General features: G+C 36.0%; 23 protein-coding genes. 4 read left to right on the top strand and 19 right to left on the bottom strand.

All coding sequences use genetic code 11. From position 1 onward, the window contains the following. Positions 1–81 precede the first annotated feature (81 nt). Positions 82–1161 carry an IS30 family transposase gene (locus tag J5J05_RS02740; RefSeq protein ID WP_208559143.1) on the bottom strand — a complete coding sequence of 360 codons (1080 nt, stop codon included), beginning with the start codon at positions 1159–1161 and terminating at the stop codon, positions 82–84. A gap of 313 nt (positions 1162–1474) precedes the next feature. On the opposite strand from J5J05_RS02740, the gene J5J05_RS02745 reads away from it, so the two are divergent. Beyond that, a complete protein-coding gene (locus J5J05_RS02745) occupies positions 1475–2374 on the top strand; it encodes a restriction endonuclease (protein WP_208559144.1) in 900 nt (299 codons plus the stop codon). Between the two features lie 85 nt (positions 2375–2459). Here J5J05_RS02745 and J5J05_RS02750 read toward each other — a convergent pair whose 3' ends face one another. The 8 genes from J5J05_RS02750 to yghU all read right to left on the bottom strand — a co-directional run bounded on the left by J5J05_RS02750 (position 2460) and on the right by yghU (position 10317). After that, entirely contained in the window at positions 2460–3536 is a 1077-nt protein-coding gene (locus J5J05_RS02750) for an RES family NAD+ phosphorylase (protein ID WP_208559145.1), read from the bottom strand. A gap of 2 nt (positions 3537–3538) precedes the next feature. Beyond that, positions 3539–4465 (bottom strand): sce7725 family protein, encoded by a 927-nt coding sequence (locus J5J05_RS02755; protein WP_208559146.1) that lies wholly within the window; start codon positions 4463–4465, stop codon positions 3539–3541. A 4-nt stretch (positions 4466–4469) separates the two neighbouring features. Next, positions 4470–5315, bottom strand: a complete 846-nt coding sequence (locus tag J5J05_RS02760) for a sce7726 family protein (protein WP_208559147.1) — start codon at positions 5313–5315, stop codon at positions 4470–4472. 168 nt (positions 5316–5483) lie between these two features. Beyond that, positions 5484–7004 carry a glutamine-hydrolyzing GMP synthase gene (gene guaA, locus J5J05_RS02765; protein WP_244244592.1) on the bottom strand — a complete coding sequence of 507 codons (1521 nt, stop codon included), beginning with the start codon at positions 7002–7004 and terminating at the stop codon, positions 5484–5486. Between the two features lie 414 nt (positions 7005–7418). Next, positions 7419–7622, bottom strand: coding sequence for a helix-turn-helix transcriptional regulator (locus J5J05_RS02770; protein ID WP_208559148.1), 204 nt, complete (start codon positions 7620–7622; stop codon positions 7419–7421). After that, positions 7619–7909: a DUF6442 family protein gene (locus J5J05_RS02775; protein WP_208559149.1), complete on the bottom strand. Its 291-nt coding sequence runs from the start codon at positions 7907–7909 to the stop codon at positions 7619–7621. Before J5J05_RS02775 ends, J5J05_RS02770 begins: the two co-directional genes overlap by 4 nt. A 363-nt stretch (positions 7910–8272) precedes the next feature. Beyond that, the gene (locus J5J05_RS02780; protein ID WP_208559150.1) at positions 8273–9346 is read right to left on the bottom strand and encodes an HRDC domain-containing protein; all 1074 of its coding nucleotides are present in this window, start codon (positions 9344–9346) and stop codon (positions 8273–8275) included. A 185-nt stretch (positions 9347–9531) separates the two neighbouring features. Beyond that, positions 9532–10317 (bottom strand): glutathione-dependent disulfide-bond oxidoreductase, encoded by a 786-nt coding sequence (gene yghU / locus J5J05_RS02785; RefSeq protein WP_208559151.1) that lies wholly within the window; start codon positions 10315–10317, stop codon positions 9532–9534. 165 nt (positions 10318–10482) lie between these two features. On the opposite strand from yghU, the gene J5J05_RS02790 reads away from it, so the two are divergent. Both J5J05_RS02790 and J5J05_RS02795 read left to right on the top strand, forming a co-directional pair. Further along, a complete protein-coding gene (locus tag J5J05_RS02790; RefSeq protein ID WP_208559152.1) occupies positions 10483–10872 on the top strand; it encodes a hypothetical protein in 390 nt (129 codons plus the stop codon). A 3-nt stretch (positions 10873–10875) separates the two neighbouring features. After that, positions 10876–11082, top strand: coding sequence for a helix-turn-helix transcriptional regulator (locus J5J05_RS02795; RefSeq protein WP_208559153.1), 207 nt, complete (start codon positions 10876–10878; stop codon positions 11080–11082). A 76-nt stretch (positions 11083–11158) separates the two neighbouring features. On the opposite strand, the gene J5J05_RS02800 is transcribed toward J5J05_RS02795, so the two are convergent. The 8 genes from J5J05_RS02800 to J5J05_RS02835 form a co-directional block, all read right to left on the bottom strand. Next, positions 11159–11989, bottom strand: coding sequence for a hypothetical protein (locus J5J05_RS02800; RefSeq protein WP_208559154.1), 831 nt, complete (start codon positions 11987–11989; stop codon positions 11159–11161). A gap of 112 nt (positions 11990–12101) precedes the next feature. Next, complete coding sequence (locus J5J05_RS02805; protein WP_208559155.1) at positions 12102–12818, bottom strand: MIP/aquaporin family protein; 717 nt, start codon at positions 12816–12818, stop codon at positions 12102–12104. Between the two features lie 5 nt (positions 12819–12823). Next, positions 12824–14653 carry a type 1 glycerol-3-phosphate oxidase gene (gene glpO / locus J5J05_RS02810; RefSeq protein ID WP_208559156.1) on the bottom strand — a complete coding sequence of 610 codons (1830 nt, stop codon included), beginning with the start codon at positions 14651–14653 and terminating at the stop codon, positions 12824–12826. 15 nt (positions 14654–14668) lie between these two features. Further along, positions 14669–16174, bottom strand: a complete 1506-nt coding sequence (glpK, locus tag J5J05_RS02815) for a glycerol kinase GlpK (RefSeq protein ID WP_208559157.1) — start codon at positions 16172–16174, stop codon at positions 14669–14671. 361 nt (positions 16175–16535) lie between these two features. Then, entirely contained in the window at positions 16536–16739 is a 204-nt protein-coding gene (locus J5J05_RS02820) for a hypothetical protein (RefSeq protein WP_208559158.1), read from the bottom strand. Positions 16740–16858: 119 nt separating this feature from the next. Then, positions 16859–18328, bottom strand: coding sequence for an AcpB/EbpR/MafR family transcriptional regulator (locus tag J5J05_RS02825; protein WP_208559265.1), 1470 nt, complete (start codon positions 18326–18328; stop codon positions 16859–16861). Further along, positions 18318–19655 (bottom strand): FAD-dependent oxidoreductase, encoded by a 1338-nt coding sequence (locus tag J5J05_RS02830; protein ID WP_208559159.1) that lies wholly within the window; start codon positions 19653–19655, stop codon positions 18318–18320. Before J5J05_RS02830 ends, J5J05_RS02825 begins: the two co-directional genes overlap by 11 nt. A gap of 113 nt (positions 19656–19768) precedes the next feature. Beyond that, positions 19769–20041 (bottom strand): hypothetical protein, encoded by a 273-nt coding sequence (locus tag J5J05_RS02835; protein ID WP_208559160.1) that lies wholly within the window; start codon positions 20039–20041, stop codon positions 19769–19771. Between the two features lie 294 nt (positions 20042–20335). On the opposite strand from J5J05_RS02835, the gene J5J05_RS02840 reads away from it, so the two are divergent. Further along, positions 20336–20884 carry a metallophosphoesterase gene (locus J5J05_RS02840; protein ID WP_208559161.1) on the top strand — a complete coding sequence of 183 codons (549 nt, stop codon included), beginning with the start codon at positions 20336–20338 and terminating at the stop codon, positions 20882–20884. A 97-nt stretch (positions 20885–20981) separates the two neighbouring features. Here J5J05_RS02840 and J5J05_RS02845 read toward each other — a convergent pair whose 3' ends face one another. Both J5J05_RS02845 and J5J05_RS02850 read right to left on the bottom strand, forming a co-directional pair. Then, positions 20982–22424: a 6-phospho-beta-glucosidase gene (locus J5J05_RS02845; RefSeq protein WP_208559162.1), complete on the bottom strand. Its 1443-nt coding sequence runs from the start codon at positions 22422–22424 to the stop codon at positions 20982–20984. A gap of 13 nt (positions 22425–22437) precedes the next feature. Continuing rightward, positions 22438–23625, bottom strand: a complete 1188-nt coding sequence (locus J5J05_RS02850) for a glucose PTS transporter subunit IIA (RefSeq protein WP_208559163.1) — start codon at positions 23623–23625, stop codon at positions 22438–22440. Positions 23626–23756: the final 131 nt, after the last annotated feature.

Consider the following 23756-nt stretch of genomic DNA (forward strand, 5'->3'; position numbering starts at 1 on the left):
TAGTTTAAAAAGATAGCCGCAACTGATTGTTTAATTTGTTATTGGAAGACGTCACTTGTTATTTGATAAGCACTAACGTGCTCAGGTTGCTTGGGACAAAGAGCGCAGAGCATTGGCAAAACAGTCATGTGGTGTTTTATATCCAAGTATTTTCCGAGGATAGTCATTCATCCATTGCTGGATTCTCAAGTATTGTGTTTCACTAAATTGATTGATAGCTTTTCCTTTTGGAATAAATCGGCGAATAAATTTATGCTGGTTCTCGCTTGTTCCTCTTTCCCACGAAGCATAAGGATGACTGAAGTACACATCAAGTGTCTCGTGAAGTGCCTCATGAAGACCGGCAAATTCAGATCCATTATCAGAAGTGATGGTCTTAAATACTTTAGAGAACGTATCACCGGCTCGATATCGTAATTGACTGATTGCCTGATTGACAGATTCTATATCTTTACCATTGAGTTTAAGGATGATTTCAAAGCGTGTTTGACGTTCAACTAACGTCAATAAAACCGAATCGGTTTTTGTTTTGTTTCCAACAACTGTATCAACTTCCCAGTGACCAAAGGTCTGCCGGTTATCAATTTCTGCGGGTCTTTGTTCAATAGATTGGCCTAGCATTCGCTTGTTTCTTCGGCTTCTATAAGTAGTATCTTTTGGTTTACGCGATAGTTTTTCGAGTAGATCCATATTCTTTGTTCTCATAATGCCTTTGTCAATCCATCCATAGAGCGTCGTTGTACAGGGAATAATAGATGAGTCAAACAAGTCATGTGTCTTCGCAAATCCAATGACTACATCTGGAGACCACTTTTCCTGTAACAATTTATCATCTGCCCACTCAATAAAGGCATCCGTATCAGCCCATTTTGGCCGACGGCCACAGTTCAACCGTAGTTTATCGTAAGCTGCTTGTCCGGCATCGGGATCGTAGAGAGTTGTATAGTAGTCGTAAACTTTACCGTTTTGTTTTTGCCGATTAAGTTGCGTAATGGTTCCACGACAGATTTCGCTATTAATGGTTTGCGGGGCACATCCTAATGCCTTTGCAATTTGACGATTGGAGTACTTCTGAGTCTTTAAAATAGCAATTTGAGAACGTTCTGAATGAGATAAGTGTTTTCCCTTACGTGCTGATATGTTATCGTTAGAGTGCGTCATGTGAATTCATCCTGTCTATTGAGAGTTAGCGGTAACTTCAATATAACATGAAATTCACATGGCGTTTTTTTTGTGGGTTAGCCTAAGTGGCTAACTTCATTATAAAATCCAGCAAATTAAATATTTATGCTTTCAATTAAAATATATGCACATAAATCACTACAACTTTAATTTTGAAAGGCTAATTATTTACCAAATAAAAAGAACTCTTAATTAAGAGAATATTTTTCGTAACAAAATCTTAGAGTCTATTATAGAATTCGTTTTAACAACTGTTATAATGGGATAAAATAAATAATCGAGGGATATTATTATGGAGAATATACCATTTGAAATTCAACAACAAATCATTAAATGTTTTGGACAATGTTTTTATTATAAAAGTACTGTTGCTTCTTTTATGAGAACTTGCGGTGTACCAGAGCCTCTCATAATCAGGTGGAAAGATAAACCAAAGTATATTTGGGCAAAAAGTGTATTAGATGAATTGAATCAAAATGAAAAGGGTAAACTAATTATCCGTAAAATTGCTTCTGAGTTCTTTAGAATGAGAGATGTTCCAGACGAAGCTACTAGTAGAAACGATGGAATATCTGCTCTAAAAAAATTAAAAAAGCTTATAATTCAAAATGACATTATCGATAAAAATCCTGAAACTAATAACTCTTATTATCAATCTCAAAAAGAACTTAAGATAAAAAAATTACAAAGTAAATCTATAGCTCTGAACGAGCTTAAGGAAAAGTATTTTTCTCAGTTTTCTAATCAAAACGTTCAACAAAGAGGATTTGAATTAGAAGAAATAATCTCCAAACTTTTTAAAATTAATGATATACCTTATCATAATTCTTTTCGCAATACTAAAAACACTCAACAAATGGACGGTCATTTCAGATTTGAAGGATTTGACTATTTAGTTGAAGCGAAATGGGAAGGTGGGTTTGTAGATTCTGCGAAAATTGCTTCATTGAAGCAAAAAGTTGATACAAAGTTAAATTCCACTAGAGGTCTTTTTTTGGCAATTAATGGGTTTAGAGAAGAAGTTATCAATGATTACTCAAATAAAGAAGCTAAAATTCTTTTCATGAATGGACAAGAATTAGTTTATATTTTAGAGAATAGGATAAGTTTACAAGAAGTATTAACCCTCAAAATAACAGAAGCGTCCAAAACCGGAAATCCATACACTTCAGTAATGAACCACATATTATAAAATAAAAAATATGGTTCATTATCTGTAAATATCTATTAGAGTAGTAGAGTCACTTAGCAATTACGATATTACTAATAGCTAGACTTTAAAATGCTTCGAAAGTAACAGACAAACTATCAATTTTATAAGAATCAACATTTTCGCATTCAAAAGCTTTTACATCAAATATAGCTAAATTAAACCCGCTAGGATGTAGGGTACTTTTAAACTTAATTCCATCATAACCTCTACTTTTAATAAAATCTGCAACATACTGTGTAGGTAAGTATTCTATATCACTACTATTATTTCTTAACGTTTTAGAAAGTTCAGCGCTTATTCTTTTCAAATGTTTTTTATTAACGTAATGCGCTTTTATATTATCTATAGAAAACGGGCTTACTTTATCAATGTTTACTAAATCTATAATTTTAATATCTCTTTTTAGCGAGAATACTCCAATAGTCATTTTGTCATGGAGTCCTGCTCTAATTTCTTTAGCTGACGTTTCTTTACTATCCGCTAAGTACAAACAAGGTATACCTTTAGGATTTGCTCTTCCGTTACCCGCTTTTTCTTTTGGAGGGGCTCCCATTTCGTTTTCTTTATAAGATAATTTTTCAACTATACGACCTCGATAGTAACTAGGTGTATTATTATGGTCTAAACTCCGTTCAAAAGCTGTTAAAAAATCTTCAAATATTTTTTTGTTAAACAAGTCTATGTTAAATCTTATATTAGTTGTAATTTCAGTCACAAACTCTTCCCAATCATTGCACTTGAGAATTGAATGGTCCTCAATATATGAACGTTGGGTATACTCTCTTACTGCGACAGATTTAAAAAATAAATCACTATTTTCATTATAAAATTCTGGACAAATCTCTCTTACTACATTTATAATTTTTTCTTTATCTAAATTAAATATATTCCACGTATCTACCAATTCTTCTTTTAAGGAGCTGAATTCATGAAACAAAGGAGCTACTTTCTTTATCTCATCATAAGAGGAGTAAATTGATAAAAATTCAGAAAAAGGATTTTTCAATTCAGAATTCAATTCAGTATCGTAGATATAGACATCATTATTTTTGCATAAAGGACAGTCTTCTTGACGAACATCTAACCCACGTATTATACTTTTTATTTCAATATCATTGAAACATCTATCACAACAAATCATAATTAATGATCCTCTTCTATGAGAAATGTACTCATAAGTTCCAAATGGTGTTTAATTGCCATTTTTTTAACAGAACCTAATCCAGGATATCTTTTACTTTGGTAACATTCACGAAGTTCATTTAATCCATCTGTTTGTACTTTTTCAAGTTCGCTACAATTTGCTAATTTCGATATTGCTTCTTGAAATTTCCCCGCTGGATCATCATAATCATCGTTTGAATCTGAAGTAAAATGCTTTATTCTAAGTTTTTTATTTTCGTCAAAGTAAACTATGTGAATCGCTATTGCGTAAGGTGCAAATCCTCCTTCAGTATAATCAGATCCCACAACTGAATAATCGGAGAAACCCAAATATCCTTCAGTTTTATAAAAAATATGGTCAGAAGAGAAAAGTTCATCTGGAATTCTACAGTAATCAGCATTTCTTTTTTGAGAATTAAATTTATCTTCTAACATTACTTTATTGTGAGAAATCTCTCTACTAAACTCTTTACCATCCTTTATTAAGTTAAATTTAGCTTTTTCGCCTATAAATTTAACATGTAAAGGAATACTATCAGCATTCAAACACACGCTAACTAACTTGTTCGGATAATCTTCTACTAGTTCTATGTTTAAATTATCAAAATTATCTAAGTTAATAGCTAATAAAACTGATGGTTGATTTAATAGTACTTCATACTGTTCTCGGAAGCCTTCTTTGTCGTCCTTTTGATACTCTAATTGAAAGCTACCTACAGAAGGATTGGGAATAACAGCTACTTGAAGCTCTTCATTATCAAAAGCTTTTAAAGTATTAATTAATGTTGAAGAAGGTTTTAGTGGCTCTATTACGGGAATTACCTTATTACTTAATTTATTACTAACGACTAATTCTTTCAAGGCCAACAACTCAAATTGCTTGCCTCTTAAATATGGAAAATACATTTACTTACCTCCATTCATTTTTTAAAAAATTATTCAATTTTTTCAGGTCATCTTCAGAAAAATTAGAAAAATAAGTTAAGCTTTTCAACTCAATTGGTACAACAGAATTGAAAAGCTTAATATTTGTTGTTACCCTATTTCTCAAAATATTGTTAATTTCAACTTGTAACTCTCTTACAGGAATAGAAACAATTAAATTCAAACATTCTTTGTAATAATCAAATTGATTAACCTGTGGTAAACTACCAAATTTAGCAATTATAAGATGCTCGTACTCTTTTTTTCTAAGAACTTTGAACATAGCTACGGAATCTAGTTGATTAAAGTTAAGCACAGGCTCTTTTTTCGTACTAATCGTATTTCTATGCGTTAAAACTTTTATTCCAATATTACTTCCTTTAAAGAGCTTATAAATTTTATAATAATTAGTTTCAGACGTTAATACCGATACTAAAGGAAAAACTTTATAATAATCTTCAATTTGCAAAGGAAGTCTATCTAATGTATCTAATTCGGTCTTTATTTCAAAAACTTCGGATTTATCGTTTACCAAAATAAAGTCTGCTTTAGACTTGTAAATTGGTAATTCCGATATAGCTGAAGCTGTATTTAGACTATGTTTACCTATAAGTAATTTATTAAACAAGGTATTTTTGTAGTAGTATTCATTTCGATATTTTTTTTTCAAAATATCGTAAAGGATTTTTATTATGTCATTATTTTTAAGAGAACTAGTTGGTTCTATAAACTTTTCAATACAGTTCTCGTATGAAACCGATGTTCCAACATCAATGAGTTTCCTTAGCGAATTCCTCGTAAATACTTTATTAATTTCTGAATAATTATTCAATTTATGACCTCACAGTAGAACACTTCTATTCTAAATTAAATATATCATATTATTTCGATAGAAAATAGTTCTAACGAACTTTCTATTCAAACTTTAAAATCCTACCACTGACAATGAATGGTAGGATTTTTTTCATGAGCATATTAGAGGTTTTTTTCTTTAGACCATTTATTCCCACTCAATAGTAGCAGGTGGCTTGCTCGTAATATCATACACTACACGGTTAATATGATCGACTTCATTTACAACGCGTGTAGAGATTTTCTCTAATACATCAAATGGAATTCTTGCCCAGTCTGATGTCATGCCATCAATAGAAGTCACAGCACGGATGCCGATCGTATAGTCATACGTTCTACCGTCTCCCATAACACCTACTGATTTGAAACCTGGTAAGACTGTGAAATATTGCCATACATCGCGGTCAAGTCCTGCATTGGCGATTTCTTCACGCAAGATCGCGTCACTTTCACGAACGACTTCTAGTTTTTCTTCCGTCACTTCGCCAAGCACTCGAATCGCGAGTCCTGGTCCAGGGAATGGTTGGCGCCATACTAAGCTTGATGGCATGCCTAACTCTTCTCCAAGCGCACGTACTTCATCCTTGAATAACGTGTTCATTGGCTCAATCAATTCAAACTGCATATCTTCCGGCAATCCACCAACGTTATGGTGAGATTTGATCGTTTGCGCAGTAGCTGTTCCACTCTCGATCACGTCCGTATAAAGCGTTCCTTGAGCTAAGAAGTCGATACCTTTCAGCTTCGTCGCTTCATCGTTAAAGACCTCAATAAACTCATTACCGATGATCTTACGTTTCTGTTCAGGATCGCTGACGCCCGCAAGTTTACTCATAAACTGCTCTTTCGCATCCACACGAATAATATTCAAACCAAATTTACCTTCAAGACTACTCATGACTTGATCGCCTTCATCTTTACGCAGTAAGCCATGATCCACAAAAATACAGACCAACTGATCACCGATCGCTTTATTCAGCAAGACACCCGTAACACTCGAGTCTACCCCACCAGATAAGCCCAACAACACTTTACGGTCGCCAACTTGTTCACGAATCTTATCTACTTCAAGATCGATAAACTGACCCATATCCCAGTCGCCTTCAAAGCTACAAACGTTAAATGCGAAGTTACGTAGGATTTCATTTCCATGTTCTGTGTGACGTACTTCTGGATGGAATTGAACAGCATGAAAGTTCTTTTCTTTGTTTTCGATTGCGGCGATTGGACAATGTGGATTCACAGCGGTCACTTCAAAACCTTCAGGTAAGCCTGTTACATAATCTCCATGACTCATCCAAACCGTCTCTTCTTGTTCAAGGGTTGTAAAGAGTTCTGCTGAACGGTTTTTGATTTCTAAAGTTGCTTTTCCGTACTCTCGGTTATCCGCTTTTTCAACTTTCCCACCAAGTTTGTGCGCCATCAATTGCATGCCGTAACAAATGCCCAATATTGGAATACCCAGTTCAAAGATCTCTGGATCAATAGAAAAGGCTTTTTCATCATAGACACTCATCGGTCCCCCAGAGAAAATAATCCCTTTAACATTTGATTCTTTCAATTCTTGAGCTGTAACAGTATGGGGCAATAGTTCTGAGAAAACACCAAACTCTCTAATACGACGTGTGATTAATTGGTTGTACTGACTCCCGAAATCTAAAACGGCCATTTTTTCTACTTGTTGCGTAATTGACTCACTCACGATGACTGCACCTCTAATTCAAATTTTGCGGACCCCTTATTTCTTTTGATCCGTTACGTAATGATTTTCACTAGTGTATCATGATTGTTCGTTTTTATGTACCATAAATTCATTTTTTTACTATTTTCTTTCTAAAATAAAAGAAAAGCCAATCATCAGAAAAACAATCTCATTTGTACAATAAAGATAAAACACGTACATAAAGCTTTTTCAATAAACAAGTTCATTCCAAAACACGAACAATGACCTATACCAATAGGTCGTTAAAACGGATTCAAATAGCGAACAATGAACTGTTACTTTTTTACAATAAATTGCACAGGATAATTAGATTAGATAGCACTATTTTTATTCTTATGAGTAAACTTTAGAAAGTCTACTTTATAGATTAACATCTTCCGGAACAAATAGCGTATCAACTGTCGCATTCAAATTTTTCGCTAAATCAAAAGCGAGCTGTAAGGTTGGATCATATTTTTCATTTTCAATTGCATTAATAGTCTGTCTGGTAACATTGCAATGATTGGCCAATTCTTGTTGAGACATCTTCTTTGCTTTACGTAAGACTTTAATTTGATTTTTCATTGGCTCAAAAACCAACCTACAACAAGTAATACAACAGATAATACTAAGGTAGCAATGATGTATTTTTTGAAATTTTTATCTTCATTCATCTTACTTAAGTAATACTGTTCAAGTGATATAAGTAGAACCGTTGAAAGTATTGCAATCAATAGATAGAGGTTCGATTCCCCATTATTCATAAAATATTGAATACCACCTATTATAAATAAAGCCATCGTAGTAACAAACCATGTTATTTTCACAGCTTTATTTGCAATCCTCTGTTCCATTTCATCTTTTTTACGCACAGTAATCTCCCCTTATATGTCAAATACTTTTTACATTCCCAGAATAACAAAAGCAGTTTATAATGTCAAAAACTTTTTACATATTGATGAGGTGAGCTATTTTCATATTTATTAAAGGTCATATCTAATATTTTTATATTATGAAAATTATATGCTCTCAAATTTAAAATGTACTATAAAAAGGCTTCACACTAATCATCTTTCTTCTCAGTGTGAAGCTTACTAACTTTTTATTTGTACTAATAATTATGCTAGCTCATTATAAACAGACTCTCATTACTACCGGCAACACATCACTAAACAATACGAGGATTTTTTATATTATTCAAAATCATCTTACGTGCTTTGCTCTGCAAAATTAAACTAATACTTTCGTATGATTCTGATAATATCCAATCCATATTTAGTGACTTTAGCTTCTCCAAATCCTTCTATAGAAAGCAATTCATCTTTTGTTTTAGGCAGTTTTTCAGCCAAAGCTGTCAACTGCTTATTGCTAAAAATATAATATGCTTTAATGTTATCTTCCCGACTCTTATTTAACCGATAGGATTTTAGTGCCTGGTAAATATCTACTTTCTCTACCTTTTCTACTTTTTCTAAAGGCTTCTCTCGCCTAGTTGATTTTTTATTTGTATTAAGCTGAGCCGCTTTTTCTAGAGTTTTAGAGCTTCTACTATTTTTATCTACTTTGTAAGTTTCGTACTTCTTAGTGTAATCTTTTACCGCTTCTTTATGTAGGTTTAGGTACATATTGGCCCATTCTAACATCTCTTTATCAGAAAAAGACTTTCGATTAGACTGCTTTTGCGCATCATTTATGTATTTAACTAATTGATCAGCACGTATAACTTTTTCCTTTACTTCTTTCTTCGCAAAGCGTGCATTCAATACGGTTTTAGGATTTGATAACACAACAACAGATTTAGTCATTTCTTCAAAATTTCTTTGTGAAAGTAATTTCGTTAAAAAATTCCCTTTACTGTGTACTCTTAATTTTTTCATTAAGTCGATATGTCTTTGATTCTGTGTGATTGGTGAATAAATACCTTCCTTCTTTTTCCGTCCTTTAAACGCTGTTGTGCGAATAAAATCCCCAGCTTGATTTATTTCTATATCACCATAAAGGTTCTTACTTTCAATCACAAATATCAATTTTTTTGTAAAAACAATATAATCGATTTGTGCGCTTAAGTCTCCATCTTCTAAATAGATATCATGCAGTACGTACATGGGCAGATGACTATTTTTCAATTCATATTCAATACTATTTTCACCTATCATTCCATACTCAAGATTTTTGATATCTTGTTTTAATACTTTAGTCCCTTCAATAGTTAAAGAGGATTCTAATTCTTTTAATCGATCTAATTGTTCTTGCATGTTACTGTCTTCTTTAAGGAAGATTGGCTCTTTTAATTTACCAAAAATATTCATCTAGTAGTACTCCTTTAGTCTCATTAGCGCAGTCCTGATAGTCCTATTTCATATTAAATTGTAACATACTGTTCCTACTCTAGTAAAAGCAATTTTGTACTAGCCGTTTTATAGATTCCATAAAAATAAGAGACGATCACACTCATGATGGAGTGCGCTTGTCTCTTATTTAATCTCTCGTATAGCTATTTTTCAATGCTTTTATATTCTACTTCTAAAGCACGTTTAACAGCTGGTCTTTCAGCGATTCTGTCTGCCCATGCTTTTAGGTTTGTATACTCGTCAGCTTTCAAGAATTTATCTGCTTTTCCGTATAGTTCTCCTTGAACGAGACGACCATACCATGGCCAGATTGCCATGTCTGCGATTGTATAGGTGTCGCCGTTAATATATTCATTGTCTGCTAGGTGTTTGTCTAAAAGGTCTAGCTGGCGTTTAGCTTCCATCGTGTAACGGTTGATTGGATACTCTTGTGCGGTTGGTGCGTAGTTGTAGAAATGACCAAATCCCCCACCTAAGAAAGGTGCTGCACCTGTTTGCCAGAATAACCAGTTCATTAATTCCGTGCGCTCAGCTAATGCTTTCGGCATAAATTTACCGAATTTTTCAGCTAGGTATAATAAAATTGACACAGATTCAAACACACGAACAGGTTCATCTTGTGAGTGATCCATCATTGCTGGGATTTTTGAATTCGGGTTGATATCGACAAAGTCGCTACCAAATTGGTCACCTTTTGAAATATCAATTTTGTATAAGTCATAACCGGCATCCACACCCGCTTCTTTTAACTCTTCTAGTATGATGGCGACTTTAACGCCGTTTGGTGTACCTAATGAGTAAACTTGTAGCGGTTGATCGCCTACTGGTAAGGTCTGATCGAAACGACTACCTGCTGTCGGTTGATTACCTGACTGGCTTTTTTCGTCTGATTCCCATTCCCATACTTCTGGCATTTCGTAATTTGACATCTAATCCACTCCTTATGATTTACCCTCAGTATACTGATTAATCATTTTTTTGACAAGAAATCGACCTATTTTCATAAATTCAATAAAAACGATTGACTCTTCCATGCTATGTGATATATTTATAACATGTTAGAAATATATCACATAAGAAAAGGGGTGTTTTTTATGAACTTAACAGCAAGAATTTATTTATTAGAATATTTGAGTGGCATGATTTTCTATAGCATTGGTATCTTTTTAATCACACCACCAACTGATCCAGCATTCGTGAAATACATATTTGTCGGTGGTATGTTGCTTATCCTGGTAGGCATTTGGATAAATACATACTTAAAAAAGACAGATAAATTAGATGAAAGAGGATTAAATAATTTATTTAAAGCTAGCAGTGTGACCATCCTTATACTTTTATTCCTATTATTATTAAGTGGTATCATTCTTTTACTTGTCGATATTCATCTTATTTTTTCTTCTGGTATTATCTCCTTTATCTTGGCTATTATTTTCATTATTCATGCGACCACTTTTAGAACATTAGAAATTAAGGGTGATTAACCTATGGGGAGAATAACATCTTCTTTAAAAGAATATAGAGAAAGTAAAGGAATGACACAGTCTGAATTAGCTAATCTAGTTGGTGTGAGACGAGAGACGATCGGTCATTTAGAAAAAAATAAATACAATCCCTCTTTAGAATTAGCACTCGATATAGCAAAAATCTTTGATGAACCTGTCGAAACGTTGTTTAAAATAGAACCTAAGTGATTAGATTAACCATAGAAAAAGCCAAGCTCCTGACGAGTTTGGCTTTTTTCCATACATGTGATCTGATTTAAGTACATTAATTTTGGCGATTAGATAATCTTTCTTCAAACACTTTTTTTCTTATTCTCCAATAACTCATCGCATTATCCATATATTCTTTTATGTTCTCCTCAGAAGACAACGGTTGATTTCCACTTTCTATCAACTTATCCACAAATTCTGTATCTTTTATAAAATAAATTCTGGAACAATACTCATAAACATTGTTAAATTTATCTAAGTAACTAACCAAAGGTTCTTCGTTTTTTCCTGCAAATTTTAAGACAATATCGTCTTTTATACAGTCTTTAGATTCTTTAGATTCTTTAGATTCTTTACAATAATAATTTTTTAATGCTGCAATAAAAGTATCTAATCTATCGTAAGATTTACCGGGCAATATATGTATTTCTTTTTTTCCAAAAGCATGTAGACTGCCTTTCAAATTATTCATACGTCCAGTAATGGGCATAAATGAAAAATTTAATACGGTATGATGCATCTCAGCACAATCGCTTAAAAGCTTGATATTCTCGCTATTTTTTAGTATCGATTCAAATTGTTCAACCTTCTTTTCATCAAAATTAAAATCACAGTCTCCAGCTATTCGAAATTTTGGCCAAAATTTACCTTCTTCTGCTAAATAACTCCCAGGCTTTAATCCAATAGCTAGGCGTCTGGCTTCATTATTCTTTGTTAATTTAAGCTTTTCTGTATCAAATTCTGAAATGAACGGTAATTGATCTTCAGTATAGATTTTTTTGAAAAATGACCATGCTTCAGGAGATGAATCGGGATCAAATTCTATTAGTTCTCCATCCCACTGTTGTTCATCAGAAATCACTTTAGTTAATTCTATATTTTTCAAAATAACACTCCTTTTTTTTATAACTAATAGATATTGTATCATTTAAAACAATCAAAAAACCTCGAAATTTAGCAGTAGCTAAGTTTCGAGGTTTTATTTATTAATGATTTATTTATACAATCGCCATGTAAAGGAATGCTGCTAATGCTGCACCGATTAGTGGTGCGACAACTGGAATCCAAGCGTAACCCCATTGAGAGTCGCCTTTGTTTGCAATTGGTAAGATTTGGTGGGCAATTCTTGGTCCCAAGTCACGTGCTGGGTTGATTGCGTATCCTGTAGATCCACCAAGTGATAGACCGATAGAAAGAATCAATACACCAACAACTAATGGGTTCAAGCCATCAGTGAAGCTGTTTTGTCCAAATGCCATAATACCAAATACTAATACAAACGTTCCGATTGCTTCTGAAATAACGTTACTGACGTTATCACGGATAGCCGGACCTGTTGCGAATGTTCCAAGGATGCTACCTTGATCTTTTGTTGCTTTAAAGTGTGGAAGGTAAGTTAACCATACAAGTGCAGCACCTACGATAGCGCCTGCTACTTGAGCAATAGCGAATGGTAAGACCATTCCCCAGCTGATTTCACCAATAATAGCCATACCAATCGTTACAGCAGGGTTCAAGTGAGCGGGTCCCATGAAACCTGAGATGTATACTGCCATCGCTACGGCAGCGCCCCAACCCATGGTTACGGCAACCCAACCAGCGCCTTCTGCTTTACTGTCTTTTAAACTAACAGCCGCAACAACGCCGTCCCCTAGTAAAATCAACATCATCGTTCCTAAAAATTCACTGAATATCGTTAATGTATCACCAGTCATTTAGATCATTCTCCTTTTAATGTTTTTAGATCAGATTCAGCGATTGCTAATGCCAATTCTTTTCTGTATTGCGTTTTCACTTCATCTGACCATTCATGATAGCGAGCCATTTCTGAAATCACTGGTTCAATGGTACTGTCTAACGTGTCACGCATAAACAGCATGTGATTTGTACGACGAATCAAGAAGTCACTTGGTGTCAATGCCATCTCTTCGCGCATCGCATAATGTAGGCTAAGCGTATCGGCCATTGTTAATCCGTCGATTTGTTCTACTTCATCTAGTAAAGCATACACATGTGGTGTGTTTGAGCCATATAAATGAGACAAGTACAATGCTTCAGATTCGTTCAAGCCTTTTTCAACACCTTGTTGCGCTAATGCTTCCGTAATATCATCGACTTTTTGAGGATCCATATCGCCACCAGAAACCGTATATTTTTCTGAATCGATCAATTGGTACGATGTATCAAAATCTCTTTCTAAGATTTCGATTACTGCTTTGACAGCACCCAATGCCATTTTACGGTAGTCCGTGATTTTACCGCCGGCTACTGTGATCAATCCATCTTCATCGATCTCTAGAGAACTGCCTCGTGAAAGAGTAGATGGACTTGTTTCTGTTTCTGAGTTGCTGCTTTCAATATTTTTCAATACGTCTGCTACTTCATATCGTTCTACTTCACCTTTTTGGTATTGTTCAACGATAGACATCACAGCATCGAAACTTTCATCTTTGATCGTTTGATTGCTACGTCCGTTATAGTCAGATCCACCATTTGTCGCAATCAGTGGACGTAAACCTGCCCAGCTTGATTCGATATCATTGATCGTAATATTTGCTGAAGGATAGCGACCATTAACGATTTCCAACAAGTAATCCACATCTTCTTGCTCGACTTGTGGATTTGAAAAGTCGCCTTTGTAGTCAGTATCCGTTGTTCCAAAATAAGTTTTTTCTTCACGTGGAATAACGAAGACCATTCGACCGTCTTGTTTTCCAGTATCGAAATACGTTGGTTGAGGGACATTCAATTTTTTGTTATCAACGACTAAGTGAACCCCTTTTGTTGGACGCATTTGTGGTGCGGTATCCAGCTTGTCATCCATTTGACGAATCGTATCTGACCAAGGGCCAGTTGTATTCATCACGATACGTGCTTTGATATCGAATGTTTCACCCGTCAATAAATCTTCTACTGTTGCGCCATTAGCTTTGCCGTTTTCATCGTGCAAAATGTTCACGACTTTCATTCGGCTGACCATGTGACCACCATCTTCAGCGGCACGTTTGATATTTTCAATCACTAAACGCGCATCGTTGTTACGGTAATCCAAGTAGACGCCTGCGCCGAGTAAGCCTTCGCTTTTTAGTTGTGGTTCACGTTCTAACACTTCTTCTTTTGTCAAAGTGTAGTTGGCATATTTTGTTCCTGTAACACTCGCTAGACGATCATAAAGATCCATCGCGATTTTTAATGAGAACATTGAGAACGTCGAACCTGGTTCATCATATATCGGTAAGATCATTGGATCAGCTTTAGGAATATGCGGTGCAATGCCTTGTACGACAGCCCGTTCTTGTACGGTATCGGCTACCACTTCAACATCGAAGTTTTTCAAGTAACGTAAACCACCGTGAACGAGTTTGGTCGAACGAGAAGACGTGCCTTCTGCAAAATCTTGCATTTCGACTAATCCGGTTTTAAGACCAGAAGCGCTGGCCTGCAATGCAGACCCAGCTCCTGTGATCCCGCCACCAATAATGAGTACGTCTAATGTTTCTTCTTTTAATGCTTGAATGTCTTGTTTTCTTCGTTCTATTGAGAAAACCATAAACTTTTCCTCCTATTATGCTTCGGGCTTGAACACTTGTGTTGCTTTAACCGCTAATTTCCAATTTTTGTATAATTTTTCGCGTTCGTCGTCGGCCATTTGTGGCTCAAAAGTGCCACCTTCTTCGTACATTTCTTTGATTTCGTCCATGCTTTCCCAGAATCCAACGGCTAAACCAGCTAGATATGCTGCACCTAGTGCAGTTGTTTCTAAGTTGTGTGCACGTTGTACTTTAGTCCCTAAGATATCTGCTTGGAATTGTAGTAACCAGTCGTTGTTTGCTGCACCACCATCTACTTTTAGTAATGGAATGTCGATACCAGCATCTTTGTTCATTGTGTCAATAACGTCACGTGCTTGATAAGCGATTGATTGTAGGGTTGCTTTAACAAAATCTTCTTTTGTTGTACCACGCGTCAATCCAAATACTGACCCACGTGCATCTGAGTCCCAATATGGTGCGCCAAGTCCCGTAAATGCTGGAACAACGAAGACTTCATTTTCATTACCTGCCGCTTCAGCTAGTGCTTGCGAGTCCGCAGAGTTTTCGATCATTTTCAGACCGTCACGTAGCCATTGGATAGATGAACCAGCTACAAAGATACTACCTTCTAAAGCGTAATAAATTTTTCCGTTAATGCCGTAACCGATTGTTGTTAATAAATTGTTTTCTGATAATTGTGGTTTTTCTCCTGTATTCATCACGATAAATGAACCAGTACCATATGTGTTTTTAACCATTCCTGGTTCGAATGCCATTTGACCGAATAGGGCTGCTTGTTGGTCTCCTGCCATACCAGAGATTGGTGTACTTGTGCCATAGAAGTGGTAATTAGCTGTTTTACCGTATACTTCTGAGTTTGATTTAACTTCTGGCATCATGACACTTGGGATGTTCAGTAAATCTAAGATTTCTTGGTCCCATTCTAGTTTGTGGATGTTATAAAGCATCGTACGACTTGCATTTGAGTAGTCTGTTACGAACGATTCTCCACCTGTTAGCTTCCATACTAACCAAGTATCAACGGTTCCGAAAAGTAATTCTCCTTTTTCAGCACGCTCTTGTGCACCTTCTACGTTATCCAAGATCCAGCGAATTTTTGTAGCTGAGAAGTAAGAATCAATGATCAACCCTGTTTTTTCGTGGATCATATCCGCATGTCCTGCTTCTTGCAATTCTGTTGCGATTGGTGCTGATTGGCGAGATTGCCATACAACTGCGTTATAGATTGGTAAGCCCGTTTTCTTGTCCCATACGATTGTTGTTTCACGTTGGTTCGTGATACCGATACCAGCGATTTCTTCTGGTTTAACGCCTGATTCGATAAAGGCACCTGCGATAACAGACTGTACAGAGTTCCAAATTTCATTTGGGTTGTGTTCTACCCAACCACTGTGTGGGAAGATTTGTGTGAACTCTTTTTGTGAGCTACCGATCGTGTTTAACTGTTTGTCATAGATAATCGCTCTTGAACTTGTTGTTCCTTGGTCAATGGCCATGATATATTTTTGCTTTGTCATAATTAATTTTCCTCCTGTTTTATGCAACCGATTTCTTTACTCGTTTATTGTAACCGTTTTTTTAAGAATAAAAATGTCAGCTTTTTCAAAATTTTTAAATTTTTTGAGAGTTTTTTTCTTTGAATTATTTTTCTTCGCAAACTTTTAAAAGCTTTTAAATCAACAAAGATAACGTTTACGATTTAAATCCAAGCTTTCATTGAAAAGGTTTTCTTCATAAAGAGGTTTTTAGAGGAAAAATCACTTTTCTGTATTTCTACCATTTCTATCTAAATCAATTTTTTATTCAAAAAAAGAACAAGCGTCAGCTTGACACTGAGCTTGTTCCAGAAAATTTCTTTAAATGATTTCAATTGAGGGTCTACTTTTTCCTAGTTAGAAAATAAAGACCCAGCCTTAGTATCGTATAGACGATAGCGAATACGATTAGCCAAGAAATAAAGTCCATCATGACCGTATCATTTGGTATAAAGCGTGAATCAAACATCGTCCGTTCTATGATAACCGTCACTAAATAAGTAACGACAATAACGGCTATCTCTTTTAATGCTTCTTTCTTTCCCATACTAGCCCTCCTCGTACCAGTCAATTTAACAGTCCAAACTTTATCAAATTATCGGACTATTTTCAACTTGCTTTTATAGGCAATTAACGACTTGATGAGAGGGGGGCATTATGCAGCTTTTATGTGCTTAATTCTTGGATAATGGCTTGAATATTCCGCATATCAAAAGACGATAAGATCTCAGATAGGATATAGACCCTAGCCTCTTTGTAGGTTGTATGCTCTTTTGGTTTTTCATTTGTTAGTACAAGGTCGTACACTTTGTTTGGTTTGAACCGTTCAACCTGTATGCCATTGATGGGTCTCATTTTAAGAATCAATAACTGACTTAAAGTCTGTTTATAAAGGTCATCCATTTTCAAGTCGATACCAATTCTGATTTCAGTCGTCATTTCAAATGAAATAATAGCTAACAAGCTAATATATTTTAAAAGTTCCATTTTAAGCAGACTATTGCCTTCTATATTTGCACGCATAAATTTATCCGAACTGGTTTTTAGTAAGACATGTGCGAAAGAAACGACGTTCTTTCCAATTACTTGTTTTTCTTTTGCCAGCATTTCTTCGTATTCATAGATCTCAATATCACCTTGGAAGAAATACAACCGGGTATGGATATGCGTCAAATGATAATACAGTTCACGCTCTAGCATATACGGTAATTTACGGAATTTATAATGAATAATGATTGTTTCGACTATATAAGTATCTAGCGAAGCGATTGGTGCATGGCGGTCGCGAATCAATGTGTATTCATGAAAGTCATTCTCGGTCAAAATGGGGAAAGCGAGTAAGAATGCAAAATGTAGCATCGCCTCTTCCTCATCCACTTCAACGGAATAACGACTAAAGTACCGTAGAACCATTACTTGAATCTTATGGTAAAGGGGATCCTTCAAATAAGGTGCCATTTGTTCACGAAGTTGCTTATACTTTTTATCTTTATTGGCTATGCGCGATTTACTGATCAATAACCAGATGTTCAGTCTTGTTCTGTTCTCCGGTGCAATCTTTACTTGCAGAAAATTTTCCACAGATTGAACGGCTTGGGTAATTTGCTTATCAGAGCGCTGTCTGATCAAAGTCAGGTTATCTTCTATATAATAGTAGAATTGAAAATAAAAGTAGCGAATCTGTAACTCTTCACCATGTAACTGGCCATTTCGAATTTTAATATTAAACTCTTTTAAATAGGTATTTAGCTCTTTGATTTTGCGAAACAAAGAAGAATCACTGATGGCTAGCTCTTGTGTCAATTGAACGATCGAAAATTCTTGATGCTTGAACAAGAAATTGATGATATCGATTTTGACAGATTGGCTCAAATAGAGTCGATAAATTTGTTGTAGCGAAACACGATCACTCATATATAGGCTTATTTGTTGCCCATCGTAGTCAAGTCGGATTTGGCCTTCAAAGATAGGTAATCTTGATGTGATCGAGTCTAGGTCATTCTCCAAAGACGCTTTTGATACATTTAGATAATCCAGCATTTCTCCATATGTTAAGGTGCCATCGTTTAACACGAGTTGCTTAAAAATCGTCACTTCTCTAATCTCATTTTTTTCAAGAAAGTGTTCAGTTTTCATCTTCTTCAACCCTTTCCCCCATCCACGAAACCGGGTTTGTCGTAGACAACATTTGTGAGTAGGCTGGTTGGAAGAAGTAGTCTTTTTGTTTCAACTCTTCCAGTGTTTGTTTCGTTTGAATCGCTAACGCTAATGTATTGATTTTTTCTAGAATATTCGCTTTAGAAATCATCTGGGCACCAAGCAATAGCTTACTTTCTGCTTCATATACCCATTTGATCGTAACTGTTTCGGCATTCGGTAAACTATTTACTTTTATCTTCTGAAGCACTGTTTTGACTGCTCGGTTGGTAAATAAGCTTTCCGCCTCAGTCATTCCTGTACTCGCAATGTAATGACCAAACACATGCGTACCGATCGTTCTTAGCGATCCTTTAAAGGCTATACTTGGTTTTAACAAGTTAGCAGCCGCGACGATGCCCGTTCTGACAGCATTATTAATCAGCGGAACATATTCCCGCTCTTCTCCAGGCTCGAACATCAATTGAATACAGTCTCCTACTGCGAAGACATCTTCTGCTGATGTGCGCAGGTACTGATCCACTTTGATCGTCTGATCCATGTGCAGTTTGATTTGTTCATCTAAGAATGTCAGATGCGGTCTAACGTTCACGCCTAATATGACGGCATCAGTTATGACCGATTCATTGCCAAGGTGGACTGTAACGGACTGTTCTGACTCTGTTTCGATAGAAGAAACTGTCTGCCGTAATTTTAAGGTGACACCCGCTTTGAGCATTGCTTCTTCCAATGGTAGTATCAGTTCTTGGTCCAGATATTTGAACAATACGTAGTCCATACTTTCAATCAATGTTACCTGTTTTTCTTGGCGTCTTAAAAGATCAGCGGCTTCTATCCCAACCTGTCCACCCCCAATAATCGTAATGTGCTGACTATCAGCTACTTTTTCCAAAGCAGCTTGCGCTTCGTGGTATCGCTTATATTTCAGGACACTTTCGTGATGGCTACCGGTAATTTTTTCAGATAACTGTCTTGAGCCCGCTGCGATGATCAGCTTATCGTAAGACATGATGTCTTCATTCTCAGCAGCCTGATAATGAACAAGTTTTTGTTTCGTGTTTAGTTTTTTTACTGTAACCCCTAAATGATAGTGAATTTGCTCATTGTCTAATTGCGCTGTTGTCACAAAGCGTGCTTCATTCAAGTCTTTAATTTTATTGTCCCAGTACAAATGTAGACCATTAGGAATATATCCTAGTGTCGTTTGTTTTTCCAGCAGGATTATCGTTGCCTGAGGATGCTTTTTCCGTACTTCTAAAGCAGCGGCTATCCCTGCAAACGAAGCACCTATAATGACTACTTTCATTCTGTTACTCCTTATTGATCGATTTTAGGTAAGTATAACATAGCTTTGTCTCCTTTAAGATACAGGGCGCTATTTTGAGTGCTATCAAATCGTGAAAAGTGGTTAGCTTAATTTTATTTGTTTCTATGCAATTGGACATACCGATATATGTATTCTATGAACGTAACGCCTAAAAGAATAAATCCAATGATTAACAGAAATCTACCCAGATCTGGATTTATCGCGGCATCTCTTTGCGCTTGTCTCAACTGTTCTTCAGTTGATGTATTGTAGTCTTGAATGGGTACGAGTATATCCCATAGTAACCAACCAGTGATGATACTAATCATTGAAATACTTAGGCTGATCATCAATCTTTTATTGTGCTTATGCCTCATTGATTTCATCGTAACAATCCCCTTTTTATTTATCATCTTAAAAGTATTTTACCGCTTAAATTTAAAATTAACTGTAATAAAACACAGCTAAGCATGTTTGATGATCGCTTAAGTTGCTTGGCCACTTCAAAGAGTCTAAGATAAATCTATGGCTAACCTTTTTTAATCGTTTTTCGTAGTTATAGCAATCGTTCTCTAGTCAATAATCAAATGATTATTTCGCGGCTTTGTCTTCAATTGCACTACTTCAAAAAGCACGCTTTATTACTGCTAGCATAAATTTTAAAAGTGAGGATTTATTAAATGATTTACTTTATTGCAGATACCCATTTCCACCATAAAAACGCCATAACCTTTGGAGATCGTCCTTATCAGGATGTAGCGGATATGAACCAACAGTTGATCGAGAATTGGAACAGTGTGGTTCAGTCGCCAAAAGATGAAGTCTATATTATCGGTGACTTCCTATCTCGAGGAACTGGTGAACAAGCGAATACAATTTTAAGTCAACTTCGCGGGAAAAAATATTTAGTCAAAGGAAATCATGAAAGTTATTTAAAAGATAAAGATTTTGATGCTAGTCACTTTGAATGGATCAAAGATTATCATACACTCAAATATTATAAGAAGAAATTTGTCCTCTTCCACTACCCTATTCTGGAATGGGATGGTTATTTTAGAAGTGCTATTCATTTATACGGTCATGTTCACAATACACGGACAGCACACTTTGATTCTATTCTAGGACCTCGTGCTGTCAATGTCGGCGTGGATTTGATTGATTACAAACCAATCAGCATTGATGAGGTGATGGCTTTAGTTGATAGTCGGCTGAATATTGATCCGCTTTGATATATTCATTGGTTCGTTCCAATCTTTCCATACAATAAAAATACCCGAAAGCTATCTATTGAATGGCTTTCGGGTATTTTATTAGGATGTCATCACTTTATAGTTCTGCTCCGTTTGATTCAATCACTTGCTTGAACCAGTTGAAGGAATCTTTTTTGCTACGTTCCATTGTTCCTTTACCCTCATTGTCACGATCCACGTGAATCATGCCATAACGTTTCTTCATTTCTCCTGTTGTAAAAGATACGATGTCGATAACGCCCCAAGGTGTATACCCCATCAATTCAACGCCATCATAGTTTACAGCTTTTTCCATTTCTTTGATGTGCTCACGCATGTAAGAAATCCGTTCATCATCATGAATACTACCGTCTTCTTCAATCGTATCAACAGCACCGAAGCCGTTCTCTACGATGAACAATGGAATTTGGTATCTATCCCACAGACGGTTCAATGTGTACCGCAAGCCTACTGGATCAATTCCCCATCCCCAATCACTTGATTTAATGTAAGGATTTTCGATTTCGTGTGCTAATGAACCATGAACCGCTGATTCTGCATCTTTTGAAACTTCTTTTGTGCTATCTACAGCCGTTGACATGTAGTAGCTGAAGCCTAGATAGTCTACTTTACCATTTTCCAGAATTTCTTTATCCCCATCAAGAATCGGAATATTTAGCCCTTCACGCTCAAATTCTTTTAAGGTATAGCTAGGGTATTCTCCTCTAACGTGAACATCTGGAAAGAAGTAGCGCAGACGCATGTATTCTTCTGCCAACATCACATCATTTGGATTAGCTGTCAGTGGATAGACAGGTACATGAGAAACCATCGCACCAATCTGGAAGTTCGGGTTGATTTCTTTTCCTTTTGAAACAGCTAATGCACTGGCGATCAACTCGTGGTGACCTGCTGTATACATTAATTCTTTACGGTTTTCTCCCTCTTTAGCCACAAGTCCAGAGTTTGTCCATAAAAATAAATCGTTGTTATAGTCCATTTGATTATTGATTTCGTTAAAGGTCATCCAGTAAGTGACTTTATCTTTGTAACGCTCTAAAACGGTCTCTGCGAATCGTACGAAATGATCCACCACTTCACGGCTACGGAAACCACCGTATTCACGTGCAAGATGAAGTGGCATTTCAAAATGCGTCAATGTGATGACTGGTTCAATACCATTTGCTAGTAATTCATCAAATAAGTCATCATAGAATTTTAGTCCAGCTTCATTCGGTTCAAGTTCATCTCCCTTAGGGAAAATACGAGACCAAGCGATCGATGTACGTAAAGCTTTCAAGCCCATTTCTGCAAATAATTGAACATCTTCTTTATAGCGGTTATAAAAATCAATGGCTTCGTGGTTAGGATAAAATTCGTCTGGGTCAATCGTATCCGTAATGCGACGAGCTTTTTTCGGTCCACCAACGGTTACGACATCGATAACACTTGGTCCTTTACCGTCTTGATCCCATCCTCCTTCAAATTGGTGAGCAGCTAACGCGCCACCCCATAGAAAATCTTTTGGAAATGTATTCATCTTTTGTTTCCTCCTATTTTTTAGCTTTAATGATAATATCTTCTGTTTCTTTTGTCTGTGAAAGAGTGATTTCTTCGAAATCATCTGTATTCGTTACAATAACTGGTGTAACGGTTGAACGGCCAGATTCTTCAATCGCATTGATATCAAATTCCATCAATAAATCCCCACGAGAGAATGTTTGTCCCGCTTCGACATGCACTGTATAAGGTGCACCTTCTAATTCAACGGTTTCTAATCCAATATGAATGAGTACTTCTACACCATCTGTTGAGGATAGACCAATCGCATGTTTCGTTTTCGCAACCATTTTCACTTCTCCATCAAACGGTGCATAAACTTTTTGATCCATTGGTTCGATAGCGATCCCTTGTCCCATAGCACCCGAAGCGAATACAGGGTCTGGAACATCTGATAATTGAACGAGTGTCCCTTTGATTGGTGAATGCACGTTTACGATTGATCCGTTTTCTGTATTTGAACCTTCTGTTACAGTTGTTGCTGTAGCGTTTGTTGACGCTGGTGTTGTAGCTGTTTCTGCTTGTGCAACTTCGTCTTCACCATATCCGAAAATTTGTACGAGAATGACTGGTAATACAAGTGCAATTACAATCCCGATCAAGACTCCCCAGAAAGAACCTGGATATTCCGGATTGTAGTTATTCATAATCGTAATCATACTGGGTAGACCTGTATAAACAAATGAGTAAACATTGAAGAAACTTGCGACAAAGGCACCTACCGCACCAGAAATAATGCCGATAAAGAAGGGTTTTTTGAAGCGTAAGTTTACCCCGTAAATCGCAGGTTCAGTAATACCGAAGATACCTGTAATCGTTGCTGAGAGACTGACACACGGTGCAAACACTGCGGACATCGTCGCGATGATACGGTTGACGATATTCTCTTTAGGTTGGTTCTCATTATTATTGTTACTCTCTTCAGAATTACCTGCTAGATCTGAAAACTCTTCATAAACTTTATCTACTGAATTACCAATGACGATCTGGAATTGTCCGCCTTTACGAACAACGTCAATAACACCAGTGATATTCTTAACACGATTGACCATCTCTTCATTTTCGTCATTCAATACTAGCCTTAATCGGGTCGCACAATGTGTAGAGTTCGATACATTGGATTCTCCACCAATTTCTTCCAGTATCGTTTCTGCAAGTTTACGGTTCTTATTTTCTACCATTTTTTTCTCCTCCTGTTATGCTCAATCATTATCGTTTCAAAATTAGTGCGCTTACATAATAAATTTAAATTGTATGGGTATAATATCGCTTCCACAGTTCATATTATAATTATACCCATACAATTTGTCAA

Source organism: Marinilactibacillus kalidii (genome assembly GCF_017599325.1).
Taxonomy (GTDB): Bacteria; Bacillota; Bacilli; order Lactobacillales; family Carnobacteriaceae_A; genus Marinilactibacillus; species Marinilactibacillus kalidii.